Here is an 18,451-nt window from a genome sequence, read left to right as displayed (position 1 = left end):
TGGATTTCCAATGTTTTAACATGTAACTTACTGTTTCAATTGATCAAATTGAAGGCTGAAATTCAACTAAATACGGACATTTGTGCGATTTTTCTCACGGAATTTTTGTTTTTATTCACATCTATTGCGTTCATGTGAAGTAATCGAGGCTCTGAAAGTTGATAAGTAACATAAAGTTACGTCTCAAATACATATCGATGCGCATATGTTGCCGGCCCTACATGGATCTGCCTCCGAGCCAGCCATTTGCCGAGAGTCACGAAAGGACGTTACCCATGAAATCTGCCCTGAAACTTTGTATTTTTGCCGTCGGGCTGGTGTTTGGCCAGGCCGTGCTGGCCCAAGCCTCGCCGGTGTCTTCCCAGCTCCTGGCGCAGCGCGTGGAGATGGTGGGCGGCAAGCCCGTGCTCAAGCCTGCCGGCGATGGCAAACCGGGGGATGTCCTGCAGTACAGCGCAACCTACCGCAATACCAGCGCCGCTGCAGCCGGCAAGCTTCTGGCAACCATACCGGTGCCTCCGGGCACCACCTTTATCGCGGCAAGTGCCGAACCTGCACAGGCCCTGGCCTCCACGGATGGAACTGTCTTCGCACCCATGCCACTGACGCGCATGTTCAAGCAGGCCGACGGCAGCGTGCGCAAAGAGCCCGTTCCCCTGGCTGACTATCGCGCCTTGCGCTGGGAAACCGGCACCTTGGCCGCAGGCGCCAGCACCGTGGTCAGTCTGCGTGTGCGTATCGATTCACCTGCGGCCGCACTGGCTGCCAAACCGTGATGACGGCCAGCTTCCTTCGCAGCTGCGCCTCCCGCCATGCGGGCGGCGCATTTCGCCTTTCCGTTCCCCGTTAATTGTTTGTTGATTCACCGTTGTTAAGTAGCCAGGAGAAAAAGCCATGTATGCCAATCCTTCGAGTCCGCAGCCTTTAGGGTTGCAGCACTTCTTCACCCACTGGATTGTGGGATTGTTTGTCGCGCTTGCGCTGGCTCTGGCCGGCCTGGCGGCCCACGCCGCGCCGCCGCCGGCGGGCACGTCCATCAGCAACCAGGCCTCGGCCACGTACTCGGATGCATCCGGCATAACGCGCACGGTCACGTCGAACGTGGTGCAGACCACGGTGCAGCAGATTGCGAGCTTGACCCTGGCGGCCAATGGCGCGCAGAACGCGACACCCGGCAGCGTGGTGTACTACCCGCACACCCTGACCAACACGGGTAACGGCACGGACACGTTCAACCTGACCACCAGCAATACCGGTGGCTTCTCGATGGCCAGCGTCCAGATTTTTGCCGACAACGGCAGCGGCACACCAACGGGCCCGGCGATCACTTCGACGGGCGCACTGGCGGCAGGCGGTCTCTTCAAGTACATCGTGGTCGCCACCTTGCCGGGCACGGCTACGGCGGCACAGACCAACACCATCACGGTGACCGGCACCAGCGTATTTGACCCGACGAAAACCCAGTCGAACACCGACGTGACCACGGCCACGACCAACGCAGTCGTCACGCTGACCAAGTCGGCCAGCGTATCCAGCGGCTCCGCCGGCACGGCCATCACCTACACCCTGACCTACACGAACACCGGTAACAGCACGGCCACCGCCGTGGCGATCACCGACGTTCTGCCGACAGGCCTGACCTATACCGCAGGCTCTGCACGTTGGAGCGTGACGGGCGCCACGGCGTTGAGCGACGCTGGTGCCTCCAGTGGTTCTGCACCCAACACCCTGACTTCGGGCTACACCCTGGGCACCAAGACCTTGCTGGTCACGCTCAACCAGGTAACGGCTGGCCAATCTGGCACCATCAGCTTCGGCGTGACCGTGGCCGGGGGAACTGCACCCGGCGTGCTGAACAACACCGCCACGACGTCCTACAACAACGGCGCTACCACGGTAACGGGCGGCTCCAATACGGTGCCGTTCACGGTGCTGCAGACCGCCGCCGTGACGCTGACCGGCACCACGGTGCCTGGCCCGGCCGCGCCCGGCTCGACGGTAAGCTTCACCAACACGGTGACCAATACCGGTAACGGTTCCGACACCTTCAACATGACGCTGAGCACGGGCAACTTCCCGGCCGGCACGACCTTCCAGCTTTACAAGAGCGACGGCGTCACGCCGTTGGTCGATACGAATAGCGACGGCACGGTTGACACCGGCCCGCTGGCCGCAGGCGCCACCTACAACGTGATCCTCAAGGCCACGCTGCCGCCGAACGCGACCAACACCGGTGCGCCTTTCATCATTGCCAAGACGGCCACCTCGGTGTTTGACCCGACCAAGACGGCCACAACCAACGACCAGTTGACCGCCGTGACTGCCGCGGCAGTTGATGCGACCAACAATCTGCCGACCGCCGTGGGTGTTCCCGGCGTGGGTGTGTTTGCCAACGGTGAAGGTGCCGCGCAGGTCACCAACACGCTGAACCCGGGCGCTTCGACGGTCTTCACCATCGTGGCCAACAACACCGGCCCGTCGCCGGACAGCTACAACCTGGGCGCCAGCACGGTGAACACCTTCGCCAGCGTGACGCTGCCCGCTGGCTGGACGGTCAGCTTCCGCGCCGACGGCGGCGTGGGCAACTGCTCGACCACCGGCGCGACCATCACCAACACCGGCTCCGTGGCCGCCGGCGGCAACGTCGTCGTCTGCGCGGTGGTGGGTGTGCCGGCCGGCTTTGCGGCAGGCACCACGCAGCTGTATTTCCGCACGCTGTCGCCCACGTCGAACGCTTCAGACACGCTGCATGACGCCGTGATCGTGAGCGCTGTCCGCTCGGTCACCCTGACGCCCAATGGCGCCGGCCAGACCTACCCGGGCGGCTCCTACGTCTACAGCCACACCTTGACCAATACCGGCAACGTGCTGGAAGGCAACGGCACAGTCAGCACGCTGACCCTGGCCGGCGCCGACAACCAGGCCGGCTGGACTTCCGCGCTGTACTACGATGCCAACGCCAACGGCGTACTCGACGCGACCGACCCTCAGATCAGCAGCACGCTGCACGCCGCGGGCGTCCTGCCTGCGGGTCTGGCTCCCGGTGCATCGATCACGGTGTTCAACAAGGTGATCGCTCCTAGCGGTGCAACCCCCGGTGCAGTGGACGCCACGACCATCACGGTCACGACCACCAATGGCAGCTACGCGACGACGGTTCCTGCCGTGGCTACTGCGGTTGACAGTACGACCGTGATCGCCGGCAACCTGACGCTTACCAAGGCGCAATCCCTGGACACGGCTTGCGCAGGCGCCAACGGCGGCACGGTCTACGCGGCGGCTACCCTCAGCGCCCGTCCCAACCAGTGCGTGCTGTACCAGATCACCGTGACCAACGTGGGATCCGCGAATGCGACCTCCGTTGTGGTGTCCGACGCGACGCCTAGCTACACCACCCTGAGCAGCGCTGCGGCAAGCACGGTAGGTACCGTGACCGGCCCCTCCGCAGGCGCAGCGGGCACCGTCACCGCGACGATCGGCACCCTGACCCCTGGTCAGTCGGCTGTCGTGACTTTCGGTGTACGCATCAACCCCTAACCCGGGACTGACCTCAAGCGCGGGAAGCGAAAGCTTCCCCGCTTTTCAAAGGGCACGGCCGCGTGCCCTTTGGAAAGCGACGCCCTGTCGAAAACCGAACAACAAGCCCATCAACCATGCTTCCTCGCCCGCTGCGCAAGCTGCTGATCTCCTGCATGTTGCTGCTCTTCTGGGCAGCAGCACAGGCAGCGCCGACCCCGGCGGGGACGGTGATCAGCAACACGGCGACGGCGACTTTTGTGGACACGGCGACGGGCCTGACGGTTCACCTCAACTCCAACACCGTGAACACCACGGTGGCGACGCTTGAAGCGCTCACGCTGGCATCCAGCCAGAACCTGTTGATCGGCGTAGGTTCGTCATTCACGATCAACCATAACCTTGCCAACACCGGCAACAGCACGACGAACTACCTGATCACGGCCAGTGTGTCCGGCGGCAGCGCCTTCACACCGCTCAATGTCCAGGTGGTGCTGGACGTCAATGGCAACGGTCTGGTGGATGCGGGTGAACCCGTGGTTCCTGCCGGAAGTCCCGTGATGGTTGCCGTTGGCGCCAATGCCGGATTGCTGATCACGGGCCAGATCCCGCCGGGCGCGACGCCTGGCCAGACGGCCCAGATTACCCTGAGTGCGTTGAGCCAGGTCCAGGGGGCCAGCGCGACCAACACCGATACGATCAATCTCACCAATGGTGCGGCAATCCAGGTCAGCTATTCAGCCTCGTCGGCCACCGCTACTCAGGGTGGTGCTCTCAGCTTTACCGCAAGGGCCATCAACAACGGAAACATGGCGGCCAGCCCGGCGAATGTGCTTGTCAATGGCGCACCGGTGGCGCTTTTTATCCTGCGCGCCCCGGTGCCGGTCAACACGGCCTTTGTCTCGGCCCTGCCGTCTACCAGTCCCGGTGCCCAGACGCTGTATCACCTGCTGGGCGGAGCGACCAACAGCTATGTCACGGCAATACCCGGTGGTGCCACGGTGGATGCCGTTGCCTGGGGCATTGCCGCGTTGCCCCAGGGCGGATTGTTCCAGGGAACATTTAATGTCAGCGTGAACGCCAACGCGTCCGGCAATGTGTCGGGCACGGCCTATGCGGACTGGACTGACGCCGCTGCACCGTTGACCACCACCAGCAATATGGTGGTGCTGCCGTTGCCGGCATACGCGGCAGACATCCTTTTCTACAGCAACGCCTCTTATGCCAACCGGACCGCCCTCGGTACGCCGGGCCATCCACTGTTTGTGCAGGCCAATGCTGCTGTGTGCAATGCTGACTCCACGACAGTAGGTACGGTGCCCATCACGCTGGTGAGCCGGCTTACGGGAGATTCGGAAACCTTTACGGCTGTGGAAACCGGCCCCAACACTGGCATCTTCCGCATCATGCCGAATGTTCCCACAGCCAATGCGGCGACGCACATCGTGGCTTCCGGCGACGGCATACTGGAAGTGCTGCGAAACGACACGGTGACGGCCACGATTTCCTCCTGCGGCGGCATCACCGTCTCGGCGACGACCACGCTGCTGGTGGATCCTTCCGGCATCGTGTTCAATTCATCCACCAACCAGCCTGTTGCCGGCGCCACGGTAGCGCTGATCGACGTCACCGGTGCCGGCAATGGCGGGGTTCCCGGTGGGCCAGCCGTCGTGTTCCAGATAGATGGGGTAACGCCGGCTCCCAGCGTTGTCGTGACAGCTGCCGACGGGTTTTATGAATTTCCGCTGGTGGCCAACAGCACATACCGGCTGGTAATCACCCAACCGGCGGGCTTCACCTTTCCATCGCTGCTTCCTGCCGGGGTACAGCCTGCGGGTCGGCTGATCGATACACCGGGCTCTTACGGGGGCAATTTCGTCGTGGCGGGTGTGCCTGTGCATTTCGACGTACCCCTGGATCCAGGTGCGAATGCGGGTGGCCTGTTTATCCAGAAAACAGCCAACAAGAAGACAGCAGAAGTCGGGGACTTTGTTGACTACTCGATCAAGTTCAACAACGTCAGCGCAGGGGCACTCCCCGGTGTTGTGGTCAGCGACAGCCTGCCTGCCGGCTTTGCCTATGTGCGCGGCACGGCACGGCTCAACGGCGTGCCCCTTTCAGACCCTTCAGGCGGTGCGGGTCCCAGCCTTCAGTTTGCGGTGGGTGCCATCGCCTCCGGCTCGCAGCCGACGCTGACCTACCGCGTGCGCGTCGGCGTGGGCAGCCAGGGCGGCGACGGCATCAATACGGCGCAGGCCGCCAGCGGAGTGGTGCGGTCCAACCGGTCCAGCGTTCGCGTCCAGGTCGTCGGCGGTGTGTTTTCCAACAAAGCCTATGTGATCGGCAAGGTGTTTGCCGATTGCAGCCGTAATGGTGTGCAGGACGCGGGTGAGCCAGGCATTCCGGGCGTTCGGATCTATCTGGAAGACGGCACCTATGCCGTGACGGACGAGGAAGGCAAATACAGTTTCTACGGCCTCGAGCCACGCACCCATATCGCCAAGATCGACAGCATCACATTGCCTGCAGGTGCTTCGCTCCAGGTGCTCAACAACCGGAATGCCCTGGATGCAGCCAGCCGTTTTGTGGACTTGATCAATGGCGAACTCCACAAGGCCGACTTTGCCATCGCCGAATGCACGCCTGCCATTCAGGAGCAGATCGCGCTTCGCCGAAAGGCCTTGGGCAATCCGTCGGAGATCGCCCAGGCTGCAGGCCAGTTGCTGCAGTCCAGCCGTGCAGCCTCGGTGGACAGCCGGACGCTTCCCTCCAGCGGCGTGCTCGGTCTGCCCGGAGCACAGAAAAACAATACTCCCGCAGGTTCGGTGGCACCGCTGCCGGGCACCTTGGGCGCAGTGGGCGATCCGGGCGGACCATACGCGCCTAACGCCCAGGGGTTGCCCAAACCTATTTACACGCCTTTGGAGGTCGCGTCGGAGTCTGTGCCACCTTCCGCGGTTTCCGCTGCCGAATCACTACAGGCAGTCGTTCCACTGGAAGATCTCCTGCCGGAGCTCAATGGTGAAACGGGTTTTGTCGGGCTGGTCAACGAGCAGGTGTTGCCTTCAGCCCAGACCCGCGTCCGGGTGAAAGGCCCGCTAGGCGCCACGTTTGAGGTCACCCTCAATGGGCAACTGGTACCCGCCACACAGGTAGGCAAGAAGAGCAGTCTTGAGAAGAACCGCGTCGTCGCCTGGGAATACATCGGTGTTGACCTCCGGCCCGGCCGCAACACGCTGGGTGTGCGCGCTGTTGACGGTTTTGGCAATGCACGTGGAACGGCGCAAGTCACGATCCTGGTTCCCGGTGCCCTGGCAAAGATCGAAGTTGGCGCGCCTGCGCAGCTGATTGCTGACGGTGCGACTGCCGTCCCTGTCACCATTTCGCTGCGCGATGCGCAAGGGCTGCCGGTGGCCGTGCGAACCCAAGTGACGCTGCAGGCAAGCCTTGGCCAGTGGCAGACTCCCGACCTGGATGCACGCCAGCCCGGCACGCAGGTCTTCGTTGAAGGTGGTGAGGGCCGCTTTTTGTTGTTGCCACCAGCCCAGCCCGGAAAGGCGGAGCTTGGTATTGCCAGCGGCACCGTCAAGTCTGTGGCGGCCATCGAGTTCATGCCCAACCTGCGGCCCATGATTGCGGCCGGTATTGTGGAGGGCACCCTCAACCTGCGCAGCCTCAATCCTTCCGCATTGCAACCCGCGCAAAGCGGCGATGTTTTTGAACGGCAGATCCGGAGCACGTCGCGCAGCTTTGCGGGCGGCAAGGGCGAAGCGGCTGCGCGGACTGCGCTGTTCCTCAAAGGCAAGGTGCTCGGCTCTTCCCTGCTGACGCTGGCCTACGATTCCGACAAGCCTTCCGATACGGCGCTGTTCCGCGATATCCAGCCCAACCAGTTTTACCCGGTGTATGGCGATTCGTCGGCGCGTGGCTTTGACGCCCAGTCCACCGGCAAGCTCTACGTGATGCTGCAAAACGGCACCAACTACGCACTGCTGGGCGACTATTCAACCCAGAGCGACAACGCCGCACGTCAGCTCACGCAATACGCGCGCGCCCTGAACGGTGTCAAGGGCCGTTACCAGGAAGGCGCAGTGACCGTGGAAGGTTTTGCAAGCCGCACGGCGACGACACAGCTGGTGCAGGAATTCCGCGCCAATGGCACTTCCGGGCCGTTCCGGCTCAACATCAACGGCGTGGTTAATAGCCAGCAGGTCGACATCCTCACGCGAAGCCGCAGCCAGGCGTCGGTCATCATCAATGACGCGCCGCTGGCGCAGTTCACCGACTACGAAATCGAACCTTTCAGCGGCCAGCTCCTGCTCAAGACTCCGGTTCCGAGCGTGGACGCCGACCTGAATCCGATCTTCGTGCGGGTCAGCTATTCGGTGGACTCGGGCGGCCCCAAACATACGGTCGCCGGCGCCGATGCGCGCCTGGAAGTCCTTCCGGGTATATCGCTCGGCGCGACGGCGGTGCAGGACACCGACCCCGCCAATCGCCAAAACCTCAGCGGGTTGAACGTGACGGCGAAGCTGGGCGAAAAGACCGTGGCCACCGGTGAAATCGCCCGCAGCAGCACAGATCTGCAGGGCAACGGCTCAGGCCAGCGCGTGGAAGTCCGCCATGATGACCAGGCGCTGCAGGCGCGCGTCTGGGGTGCGCGCACCAGTGCGGGTTTTTACAACCCCAACAGCGTGCAGTCGGCCGGGCAGTCTGAATACGGCGCAAAAATCGGTTACGCGGTGGATGACAAGAACAGGCTTGTCGCTGAAGCGCTGCGCACTGCCAACAGCGTGACAGGCGCGGCACAAACCGGCGCGGACCTGAAGCTCGAACACAGCCTGCCCGGAAATGTGAAGGTGGAAGTTGGCGTGCGCTACAGCAGCGCCAACACCGCCGCTGCGCTTTCCGGTCCGGCCTTGCCTGGCAGTACCGTTCCGGTGACGCCTTCCGCCACGGCGCTGGCTTCAGGCTCGTCCGAGGAGGTGGGTTACACCACGGCGCGGGTCAAGGTGACGGTGCCGGTTCCGGATGTGCCCCAAGCCGACGTCTACGGCCTGGCCGAATACGCGATCGACGGCAGCGGCGGCCGGGAGATCGGCGTCGGCGGCAACTATGCCATTAATTCCACAACGCGTCTGTATGCGCGCCATGACTTCATCAATAGTCTGAAAAGCATTTACACGCTCAATGCGTCGACTTCGCAATACACCACCGTTGCCGGTATCAACACAGAACTGTCGGACAGCACGCAGCTGTTCAATGAATACCGCATGGGCGACAGCATCAACGGCCGCAGCAGTGAAGCAGCTGTTGGCCTGCGCAGGCTCTGGCGCCTGGACAGCGGCGTCGGTCTGACAGCCAGCTTGCAACGCATCAAGCCGTTGTCGGGTGTGACCATTGACGATTCCAGCGCCGTCACCATCGGGGCCGACTACACGGCCGCGGCCACCTGGAAAGCGTCCGGCCAGGTGCAGTGGCAGACATCGACCACTTCGAGCAGCTGGCTGCTGACGGGCGCGCTGGCCAACAAGCTGGACGACAGCTGGACCCTGCTCAATCGCGGCCTCTACAGCGAGCAGACCAACCTCGGCGCCACGGGCGGCAAGCGTGAATTGATTACAGCCCAGTCCGGCGTGGCCTATCGCCCGGTGAGCACTGACGTGTGGAATGCGCTGGGTCGCATCGAATACAAAAAGGATTCGGACAGCACCCTGGGCCCGGGCGTCAGCCGCGATGAGTCCGGGCTGATTCTTTCCACACACCTCAATATTCAGCCCAGCCGCAGCTGGGTGACGAGCGCGCGCTATGCCGCCAAATGGGGCCGCGACAAGTCCAACGGCATCAGCAGCCGCTCCTTTACACAGTTGATCGGCGGCCGCTCCACCTGGGACCTTACCGAGCGCTGGGACGTCAGCCTGCAGGCCTACCGCATGTGGGGTAACGGTGCCGCGGAGACCGCGGTGGGCGTGGAAGTCGGCTACCTGGCCTGGAAAAACATGTGGGTGTCACTGGGCTACAACATCAAGGGTTTCAGGGCCGCTGACCTGGCGGGCGAAGCCTACACCCAGCGCGGTGTCTACCTGCGTGTACGCTTCAAGTTTGACGAGAATGTGTTCGAACCCGCTGGCACGGCTACTGCCTCACCTACCAACACGGCGGGCCCCAAATCATGATGTTCTTTCCGCGTCCAGGCTTCTCCCTCCATGCGCTTCGTCTGCGCCCGCAGTCCCGCAGGGTAGGTCGCATGGCGTGGGCCGCTGTCATCATGCTGGTGGCAGCGCCGTGGGCGATGGCTCAGACGACCCTTAATTACACCGGCGCCCTGCAGACCTACACCGTTCCTGCGGGGGCGGGCGGCGTGATCATCCAGGCCAACGGCGCGGGCGGCGGCAGCGGTGGCAATGATTTGAACGGCGACGGCGGCGCTGGCGCCGCGGGTGCGCGGGCCACCGGCACTTACTACATCGCTCCCGGCACCGTGCTCAACGTGGCCGTCGGACAGGGTGGCCGGCCCGGCAACACATCGCAAGGTGCTTTTACCTGCGCCAACGCGGCGGGCGCGGGCGGCCTTGCGGGCGGTGCTCCGGGCTGGGCCGGCGGCTCCGGTGGCCAGGCCGGCTGCAGCGGCTGGTCCGGCGGCGGTGCTGGCGGCGGTGCCGCCAGCGTGGTGGCCACGGCCGCCAATGCCAGGCTGATCATCGCCGGCGGCGGTGGCGGCGGGCAGGGCGGCGCGCTCGACGTGCCGGGCCGCGCCGGCCTGCCGGCAGCGATAACGATCGGCACCTTGCAAGGCGGGGCCGGCACCGCCGGCACGACGCGTGTCGGCGACGGTTCCGGCGGCGGCGGTGGTGGCGGCGGTTGTGCGGCCGGTGTGGGTGGCGCGGAACTGGTGGACAGCAGCGGTGCCAACGCCACCCGCCAGGCCACGGGAGGCGGCTCCTGCCGCGACACGGTGCTGATTTCAGCCTTCACCGCGAGCGCCTCGGCGGGCGGCGCGGGCGGCGCTTCCGTAACCGGCACAGCGCCGGGTACAGGCAACCCCGGCGGCAATGGCTCCGTCACCATCACGCCGATCTACCCCACGCTGACCGTCAGCAAGTCTCAGCCCAGCCCGGCGCTGCAGGTGGGCGCCAACAGTGTCTACACCCTCACGGTGGCAACCACCACCACGACGCCGGCCTTTGTGGCGCGCGTGGTCGACCAGCTCCCTGTCAACATGACCTACGTCAGCAGCAGCGGCACCGGCTGGACCTGCTCGACCGCGGCCAATGCCGGCGGCACGCTGGTGACCTGCGATTTCGTCGGCACCATCGCCGCGAGCGGCGGCACCTCGACCCTGCAAATTACGGCAAGACCGACGAGCAACATCACGGTCACCAATTACACCGCCGTGGATCCGGCCGGCGGCACCAGCCCGCCGACAGCCACCACCTGCACTGCCGCCAACACGCCGAGCGCCGGCTGCGCTGCGCCCGTGGTCAGTACGGTAGCCCTGGGTTTCGGCGGCAACGTTTACAGCGACCCCAACCACAACAGCAACCTGGACGCGGGCGAGGCTGGCATTGGCGGAGCCAGCGCGCTGTGGGTCAAGCTTGCGCCGCGCACGGGCGGCACTTGCACTGGGCCGGCCACCGTGGCTGCATCGGTCAACCTCACCACCGGCGCCTACAGCTTCACCAACATACAGCAGGGCAACTATTGCCTGATCGTGGACGGCAACAACACGCTGAGCGACATCGCGGCTGCGTATCCGGCCGGCTTCATCGGTACGCAGAACCCCACCGGCGTGATTCAGTTCAGCATCGTAGGCGCGCCGCCCCCACCGCAGAACTTTGGTCTGTACAGCGGCAGCACGCTGAGCGGCAACGTGTTTGCCGACAACGGCGCGGGCGGCGGCACTGCCAACAACGGCGTGAAGGCCGGAACGGAGCCCGGCCTGGCCGGCATCACCGTCAACGCCATGCAGGGTGCGACGACGGTGGACACCGAACCCACTGCCAGCGATGGCAGCTTCATTCTGTGGATTCCCGGTGTCACCAGCGGCACCGTGGTCATCACGCCCGTGCTGCCGGCCGGCTACACCGCCACCGGCGGCTCGGCCGGTACCACGGGCGGCAGCTACACCCGGCCCAGCGTCAGCTACACCGCCGGCGCTGGCCTGGCCCGCACCGGCATCAGCTTCGGCATGGTGGCGCCCAACACCCTGAGCCCCAATGGCGCGCAAACCGCCCAGCCCGGCACGGTCGTGTTTTACGCCCACACCTACACCGCCGGCACCGGCGGGCAAGTCACCTTCTCGATGGCCAACACCGCCACGCCGGCCAGCCCTGCGTGGAGCCAGGTGCTGTATCAGGACAGCAATTGCAACGCAGCGCTGGAGGCCAGCGAGGCGCAGGTCACCACAGCTCTCACCGTCACCGCCGGGCAGACCGTCTGCCTCATCGTCAAGCAGTTCGTGCCCGCTGGGGCCGGCCAGGGCGCGCAGAACAGCGTAACCTTGAGCGCGGCCTTCAGCTACACCAACGCCAGCCCGGCGCTCAGCGTCAGCACCCTGCTTGTCACCGATATCACCACCGTCGGCCAGGCTGGCGACCTGTCGCTGGCCAAGCTGGTGAGCAACGTCACCCAGGCTATCGCCTCGGCCACCAGCGTAAACGCCAGCCCTGGCGACACGCTGCAGTACACGTTGACGGCCACCAACAACGGCACACAGGCGCTGTCCACGCTGTTTGTGAGCGACTCGACCCCGGCGTTCACCGGCTTCGTCTCCACCGCCTGCCCAGGCGTGCTGCCCACGGGTATCACGGGCTGCACGGTGACCACGCAACCGGCCGTGAACGCGCAGGGGGCATTGAAGTGGACTTTTACCGGTTCGCTGGCCTCTGGGGCACAAATCGTCGTCACTTACCGTGTCAAGGTTGATCAGTAGGCTTCCCTGGTGCTCACAGAGGCGGAAAACGGCTTTTTTCAGGCTGTTCTGTAGTTTTGGCCATTGACATCGAATATGTGCCTGAGCAGCTATTAAGTTGGGGGCTTGGGAAGCAAAGTTCATCACCAGATGAGCTGAGTTCCTAAGCTCCTAAATAGATAGCTGCTTGCGCTTTCCTACATTGGGTTGCAGGAGGTTTTCTCTTAAACCTCTTCAGCCCGCACCAAACTCATCACCCAATTCACCGGCTCGCTGCCTCGCCGTGTGGATGGCGCGCATGAACAGCATCTTGACGCGGTCCTGCTCCATGGAGGTCAGCGCGGCGTAGGTGGTGCCCCCTTTGGACGTGACCTGGGCGCGCAGGGTCTGGGGCGTCTCGTCGGACGCCTGCAGCAGCGCCGAAGCGCCTACAAAGGTGCCGACGGCAAGCTTGCGCGCCTGTTCCGGCGCAAGGCCCATGTCCGTGCCTGCCTCGATCATGGCTTCCACAAAATAAAAGACGTAGGCCGGGCCGGAGCCCGAAATGGCGGTGACCGCGTCCAGATGGGCTTCCTCGGTGAGCCACAGGAAATCCCCTGTGGGCTTGACCACCTGCTCGACGGCCAGCCTGTCATCGTCTGTCACGGCATCCCGCGCAAACAGCGCCGTCATGCCTTTGCCGACCAGCGCCGGCGTGTTGGGCATGGCGCGCACCACGCGCTCGGTGCCCAGCCAGCGCGCGATGCTGCTGGACCGCACGCCGGCTGCCACGCTCAGGTGCAGGGCGGTTTTGGTGTGAAAGCGTGTTTGCAGGGCTGCATCCTTGAAAGTCTGCGGTTTTACAGCCCAGACCACCAGGCCGGCGCTGGCCAGTGGCGCGCCGGGTTTTTCATGCACCTGCACGCCGAATTGCCGGGTGAGCTTGTTGCGTTGCTCCTCAAAAGGCTCGACCACCTGGATCTGGCTGGCTGGCATGCCCTGTTTAAGCAGGCCGCCAATGATGGCGCTGGCCATGTTGCCGCCGCCTATGAAGGCAATGTGTTCGTTGCTTGTGCGGGAAGTGGAGGTCATGCGTTGTCAATCCAAAAATTCAAAGGCCAGCCACTGGCTGATTTGCCGGGAGCTGAAATTGTCGTCGCTAATGAAGACCAGACTGCGATTTCCGTTGGGCAGTACCGGGCCCCAGGCCATGCCTTCCGTATTGTCCAGACGTTCCAGCCGGAGGCCGGGCCCCGGGCCGGTGAAGGTGGAAAAGTCGGCGATCAGTGTTTTGTCCACCGCGCGATAGGTGCCAGTCTGCAGGACAGGCGTTGCGAGCGTGTCGGATCCCTGCCGGGTGTCGATAAGGTACAGGCGCAGCGAGTTACCTGCTTGCGGGCCCCAGCCGGCCATATAGGCCCGCTCGAGCACCAGCATGCGGTCGGCATCGAGCATCAGGATTTCCACCACACCGTTGTCGGCATAGGTGGCTGGTGCGACAGGTGCGCGCGGAATGGCGTCGGGCACATACGCGATTTGCCGCAATGCTTTCCCGCTGGCAAGGTCAATTTGGGTGAAGCGGCAGGGCCCGCCCTTCGCTTTCACCGTGGGTACGGGTCCATCTTGACGGAAAGCGTTTTCCATGGCGATCCAGGCTGTCTTGTCATCGGGTGTCAGCGCCAGGCCTTCCAGCGCCAGATTGACGCGCGGCCCCCGGATGAGATGAAACTCAAACATGGGCGGCAGCGTAAATTCGCGAACCATCGTGCCGTCAGCCCGGCTTTCGCGCAGCTCCGGTGCCACGCCCGCCAGGGAGTGCCCCTCACTGGTCCACAGCAGCGTCTGGCTGGTGGGGCGCCAGCGAATCGCCTCCGGGTCGGGAATCTGGATGCCCCGCAATACGGCCGCATACGCGTCGCCATTGCCTTCGCGCAGGGTGGTGACGCTCAGCAATTCCGGCTGGCCCAGGCTGTTCATGTCCAGCGCGATGCGTGCGGTGTAAAACCGCGCGGGGTTGATGTTGGAGGCGTCGTCGCTGATCAGGTAATACAGGTCGCTGGCGGCGTCGTAGTCGATGCCCGAGAGCCCGCCCACCGTGGTGCCCTGGAATTGCAGCCGGTGTGGAATGCGGGATTCACCGATCAGGCGCAGGCGTGTTCGAGGCGGCTGGGTGGCTGCGGCCACCGGTTGCGGCGCTCCGCAACCGGCCAGGCCCAGCACAGCGGCCGCGCCGGCTCCGAGGACCAGCCGGCGCCTGGAGGGTGTTGTGGAGTAAGGGTTCATGCGGCCAAGTCTAGCGGCCGCGCTTGAGGGGAGTGTGACAAGCGCAGGCGCGCAAATCGTGTCGGGCAGGGCCGCGCTTACTGCAGCACGGTCTGCCGCACTGCCTGTTCCCACCGCGCCATCAACTCAGCGGCCCGGTCCGCGCCCAGAGTCGGCAAAAACTTGCGCTCGGCGCGCCACATGCCTGACAACTCGTCGGTGCTGCCGTACACGCCGCTGGAAAGCCCCGCCAGGTAGGCGGCGCCCAGCGCGGTGGTTTCAATCACGGCCGGACGGATCACCGGTATGCCCAGCAGGTCGGCCTGGAATTGCATCAGCAGGTCGTTGACGCAGGCGCCGCCGTCTACACGCAGCTCGGCCACAGGCGCTGCGCCGGCACTGACCGCGTCGCGGCTCATGGCCTGCAACAGCGCTGCGCTTTGGTAGGCGATGCTTTCGAGTGCGGCGCGTGCGATGTGGGCCACCGTGGTGCCGCGCGTGAGGCCGGTGATGGTGCCGCGCGCGTCCGGTTTCCAGTAGGGTGCACCCAGGCCGGTGAAGGCCGGAACCATCATCACGCCGCCTGAATCAGGCACGCTTTCGGCCAGCGCCTGCACTTCGGCGCTGCCTTTGATGGCGTGCAGGCCGTCGCGCAGCCACTGCACCACGGCGCCGCCAACAAACACGCTGCCTTCAGTGGCGAACTGCGTTTGGGTTGTTGCCTGGGCTGCGCTGGTGGTAAGCAGACCGTTGTGTGAGGTTTGAAACTGGCTGCCCGTGTGCATCAGCATGAAGCAGCCGGTGCCGTAGGTGTTCTTGGCCATGCCGGCCTTGAAGCAGGCCTGACCGAAGAGGGCACTTTGCTGGTCGCCGGCAACGCCGCCGATGGCAATGGCGTGGCCCAGCAGGTCGGGCCGCACGTCACCGTAATGCGCACTCGACGGCAACACCCTGGGCATGAGCGAGGCCGGTATGCCCAGCAGGTCAAGCAACTCATCGTCCCACTGGTTGGTGTGCACATTGAACAGCATGGTGCGTGACGCATTGCTGACATCGGTGGCGTGCAACGCGCCGCCGGTGAGTTGCCACATCAACCAGCTGTCGATGGTGCCGAAGGCCAGTTCGCCGCGCTCGGCCTGCGCGCGTGCGCCGGGCACGTTGTCCAGCAGCCATTTGAGCTTGGTGCCAGAAAAATAGGCATCGATCAGCAGCCCGGTTTTGGACTGGATCAGCTTTTCCTTGCCGCGCTCACGCAACTCGGCGCAGGTGGCTTCCGCGCGCCTGTCCTGCCAGACGATGGCGTGATGAACCGGCAGGCCGGTCTTGCGGTTCCAGAGGGCGGTGGTCTCGCGCTGGTTGGTGATGCCCAGCGCGCGGATGTCACTGGCCTTGATATGGGCCTTGGCCAGCACCTCGCGGGCCGTGGCCAGCTGCGTGCGCCAGATCTCCATCAGGTCGTGCTCGACCCAGCCTGGCCTGGGGTAGATCTGCGGCAACTCCTGCTGGGCCAGGGCCACGATGTGGCCGTGTTCGTCAAACACGATGCTGCGGGAACTGGAGGTTCCCTGGTCGAGTGCGAGAAGGTATGTCATGCGCTGGAGTGTATGAAAGGGTGGCAGGCGCGCACAAGTGCGCGGGGCTCAGGAATGGGCCACTTCACAGTTGACGTCCGCCTCTTCCAGCAAGGTGGGGAATGGCTCGGGCGGAGGCATGTCGGTAAACAGCCGGTCAATCTGGGAAAGCGTGGCCAGCTCCACCATGGCGGGCCGGTTGAACTTGCTGCTGTCGGCCGCCAGCCAGACTTCGCGGGCATGCTCGATGATGGTCTGGGCAACTTTGACTTCGCGGTAGTCGAAGTCGCGCAGGGAGCCGTCAGGCTCGATCCCGGAAATGCCGATGATCGCGATGTCTACCCGGAACTGGCGTATGAAGTCGACTGCCGCTTCGCCCACGATGCCGCGGTCGCGTGAACGCACTACGCCACCGGCGACGATGACTTCGCAATCGGTATTGCTGCACAGGATGCCGGCCACGTTCAAATTATTGGTGATGACCCGCAGTCCCTTGTGGTGCAGCAGGGCCTTGGCGATGGCTTCGGTGGTGGTGCCGATATTGAGGATCAATGAGCAGTCGTTCGGAACACGCCGGGCCACCGCGCGCGCGATGCGCGCCTTGCCTTCGGCGTTAAGGCTTTCGCGCTGGCGGTGCGCAATGTTTTCGATGGTGGAGCTGGGCACCCGCACGCCGCCGTGAAAGCGCGTCAGCAAGCCTGCTTCCGCCAGGCGCTGCACATCCCGCCGGACGGTCTGCAGGGTCACGTCCAATTTTTCTGCGAGCTGCTCGACGGAGGCCGAGCCATGGGTTCGCACGACGTCGAGAAGCTTGATTTGCCTGGGATTGGAGTTCACGCGGGTTCAAGTTTGATGGAATCGTGGAGGTCTGGAAACTTTATATCGAAACAAAAGGAAACAGATAAGGGAAAACAATTAGATAAAACAATCACAAAAGAAGAAAAATAGAAAAAAACCGAACTTCATTCAAAGTTTCGCCGGGAGCCCTTCTCTTGTCTACTGCTTCTTTTTGTTGGCCTGCCGCTGCCCCGGCACAGAGGCTCCACTGCCGTTTCGGGTCGCTGCGACGCATTCTCAATGGCCGGTTGCACAGAGGGGGCGCGTGATGCAGCTGTCCCTGGACCACGTCAGCAAAAAAGTCGGCGCCGAACAATGGCTTTATGAAATGAACCTGGCGCCGCGCAGCGGCGAAGTCACTGTGTTGCTGGGCGCGACGCAGGCCGGGAAAACCAGCCTGATGCGCATCATGGCGGGTCTGGATGTCCCCACGCAGGGAAAAGTCCTGGTGAACGACGCCGATGTGACCGGCATGCCGGTTCGCGAGCGGAACGTCGCCATGGTCTACCAGCAGTTCATCAACTACCCGTCGCTACGGGTGGCGGACAACATCGCCTCGCCCCTCAAGTTGCGCGGCGAAAAGAACATTGACCAGACGGTGCGAAAACTGGCCGAACGCCTGCATATCGAGATGTTTCTGGACCGCTACCCTGCGGAGCTGTCGGGCGGGCAACAGCAGCGGGTGGCCCTGGCGCGTGCGCTGGCCAAGGGGGCTCCCCTGATGCTGCTGGACGAGCCGTTGGTTAACCTGGACTACAAGCTGCGCGAGGAACTGCGCGAAGAGCTGACCCAGCTTTTTGCCGCCGGGGATTCCACTGTGGTCTACGCCACCACCGAGCCGGGCGAGGCCTTGTTATTGGGGGGCTACACCGCCGTGATGGACGGTGGTGAACTGCTGCAGTACGGCCCGACCGCCGAGGTCTTCCACTCGCCACGATCCTTGCGCGTTGCGCGTGCGTTCAGCGATCCGCCCATGAATCTGATAGCGGCCCTGCCCGCAGCGCAAGGCCTGCAGCTGGCGGCAGGGCCTACCCTGGCGCTGGCCTTGCCCGATGCGCCGGCGCAAAACCTGGCCACCCTCACGGCCGGTGTTCGCGGCAGCGCCCTGCGCGTCCAAGAGCGTGAGGGTGATGTGGCGCTGCCGGGAAAGGTCGAGTTGGCTGAAATTTCGGGTTCCGACACTTTTGTCCACGTTGCCACGGCGGTGGGTGAGCTGGTGGCCCAACTGACCGGCGTGCACTACTTCGAGCTGGGTGCGCCCATCACCTTGTTTCTCAGCCCCGCCCAGGTGTATGTCTTTGATGCGACCGGTGCCTTGCTTTTGGCGCCAGAGCGCAAGGGAGGACTTGCATGAAGCACCTTTTTGCAACGACTT

9 protein-coding genes are annotated in these 18,451 nt (G+C 64.0%); 5 read left to right on the top strand and 4 right to left on the bottom strand.

Going from position 1 to position 18,451, the window contains the following annotated elements:
- Nucleotides 1-275 precede the first annotated feature (275 nt).
- The 4 genes from ACXJKE_RS15145 to ACXJKE_RS15130 all read left to right on the top strand — a co-directional run bounded on the left by ACXJKE_RS15145 (nucleotide 276) and on the right by ACXJKE_RS15130 (nucleotide 12,448).
- On the top strand, nucleotides 276-776 hold the full coding sequence (locus ACXJKE_RS15145; RefSeq protein ID WP_457281410.1) for a hypothetical protein: 501 nt from the start codon (nucleotides 276-278) through the stop codon (nucleotides 774-776).
- 118 nt (nucleotides 777-894) lie between these two features.
- Nucleotides 895-3,537, top strand: coding sequence for a beta strand repeat-containing protein (locus ACXJKE_RS15140; RefSeq protein WP_457281409.1), 2,643 nt, complete (start codon nucleotides 895-897; stop codon nucleotides 3,535-3,537).
- Between the two features lie 116 nt (nucleotides 3,538-3,653).
- Complete coding sequence (locus tag ACXJKE_RS15135; protein WP_457281408.1) at nucleotides 3,654-9,692, top strand: SdrD B-like domain-containing protein; 6,039 nt, start codon at nucleotides 3,654-3,656, stop codon at nucleotides 9,690-9,692.
- 71 nt (nucleotides 9,693-9,763) lie between these two features.
- Nucleotides 9,764-12,448 carry a hypothetical protein gene (locus ACXJKE_RS15130; RefSeq protein ID WP_457281407.1) on the top strand — a complete coding sequence of 895 codons (2,685 nt, stop codon included), beginning with the start codon at nucleotides 9,764-9,766 and terminating at the stop codon, nucleotides 12,446-12,448.
- 213 nt (nucleotides 12,449-12,661) lie between these two features.
- Here the strand turns inward: ACXJKE_RS15130 and proC are convergent, their stop codons facing one another.
- The 4 genes from proC to ACXJKE_RS15110 form a co-directional block, all read right to left on the bottom strand.
- Entirely contained in the window at nucleotides 12,662-13,498 is an 837-nt protein-coding gene (gene proC / locus ACXJKE_RS15125) for a pyrroline-5-carboxylate reductase (RefSeq protein WP_457281406.1), read from the bottom strand.
- A 6-nt stretch (nucleotides 13,499-13,504) separates the two neighbouring features.
- Nucleotides 13,505-14,689, bottom strand: a complete 1,185-nt coding sequence (locus ACXJKE_RS15120; protein ID WP_457281405.1) for an esterase-like activity of phytase family protein — start codon at nucleotides 14,687-14,689, stop codon at nucleotides 13,505-13,507.
- 77 nt (nucleotides 14,690-14,766) lie between these two features.
- Entirely contained in the window at nucleotides 14,767-16,260 is a 1,494-nt protein-coding gene (gene glpK / locus ACXJKE_RS15115) for a glycerol kinase GlpK (protein ID WP_457281404.1), read from the bottom strand.
- A 48-nt stretch (nucleotides 16,261-16,308) separates the two neighbouring features.
- Complete coding sequence (locus ACXJKE_RS15110; protein ID WP_457281403.1) at nucleotides 16,309-17,076, bottom strand: DeoR/GlpR family DNA-binding transcription regulator; 768 nt, start codon at nucleotides 17,074-17,076, stop codon at nucleotides 16,309-16,311.
- Between the two features lie 268 nt (nucleotides 17,077-17,344).
- Here ACXJKE_RS15110 and ACXJKE_RS15105 point away from each other — a divergent pair, with 268 nt between their 5' ends.
- Entirely contained in the window at nucleotides 17,345-18,430 is a 1,086-nt protein-coding gene (locus ACXJKE_RS15105; RefSeq protein WP_457281654.1) for an ABC transporter ATP-binding protein, read from the top strand.
- Nucleotides 18,431-18,451 lie beyond the last annotated feature (21 nt).

This window comes from Polaromonas sp. P5_D5, assembly GCF_054049435.1.
Note: the sequence above shows the minus strand (reverse complement) of the source record. Positions and strands in the feature narration are given on the sequence as shown.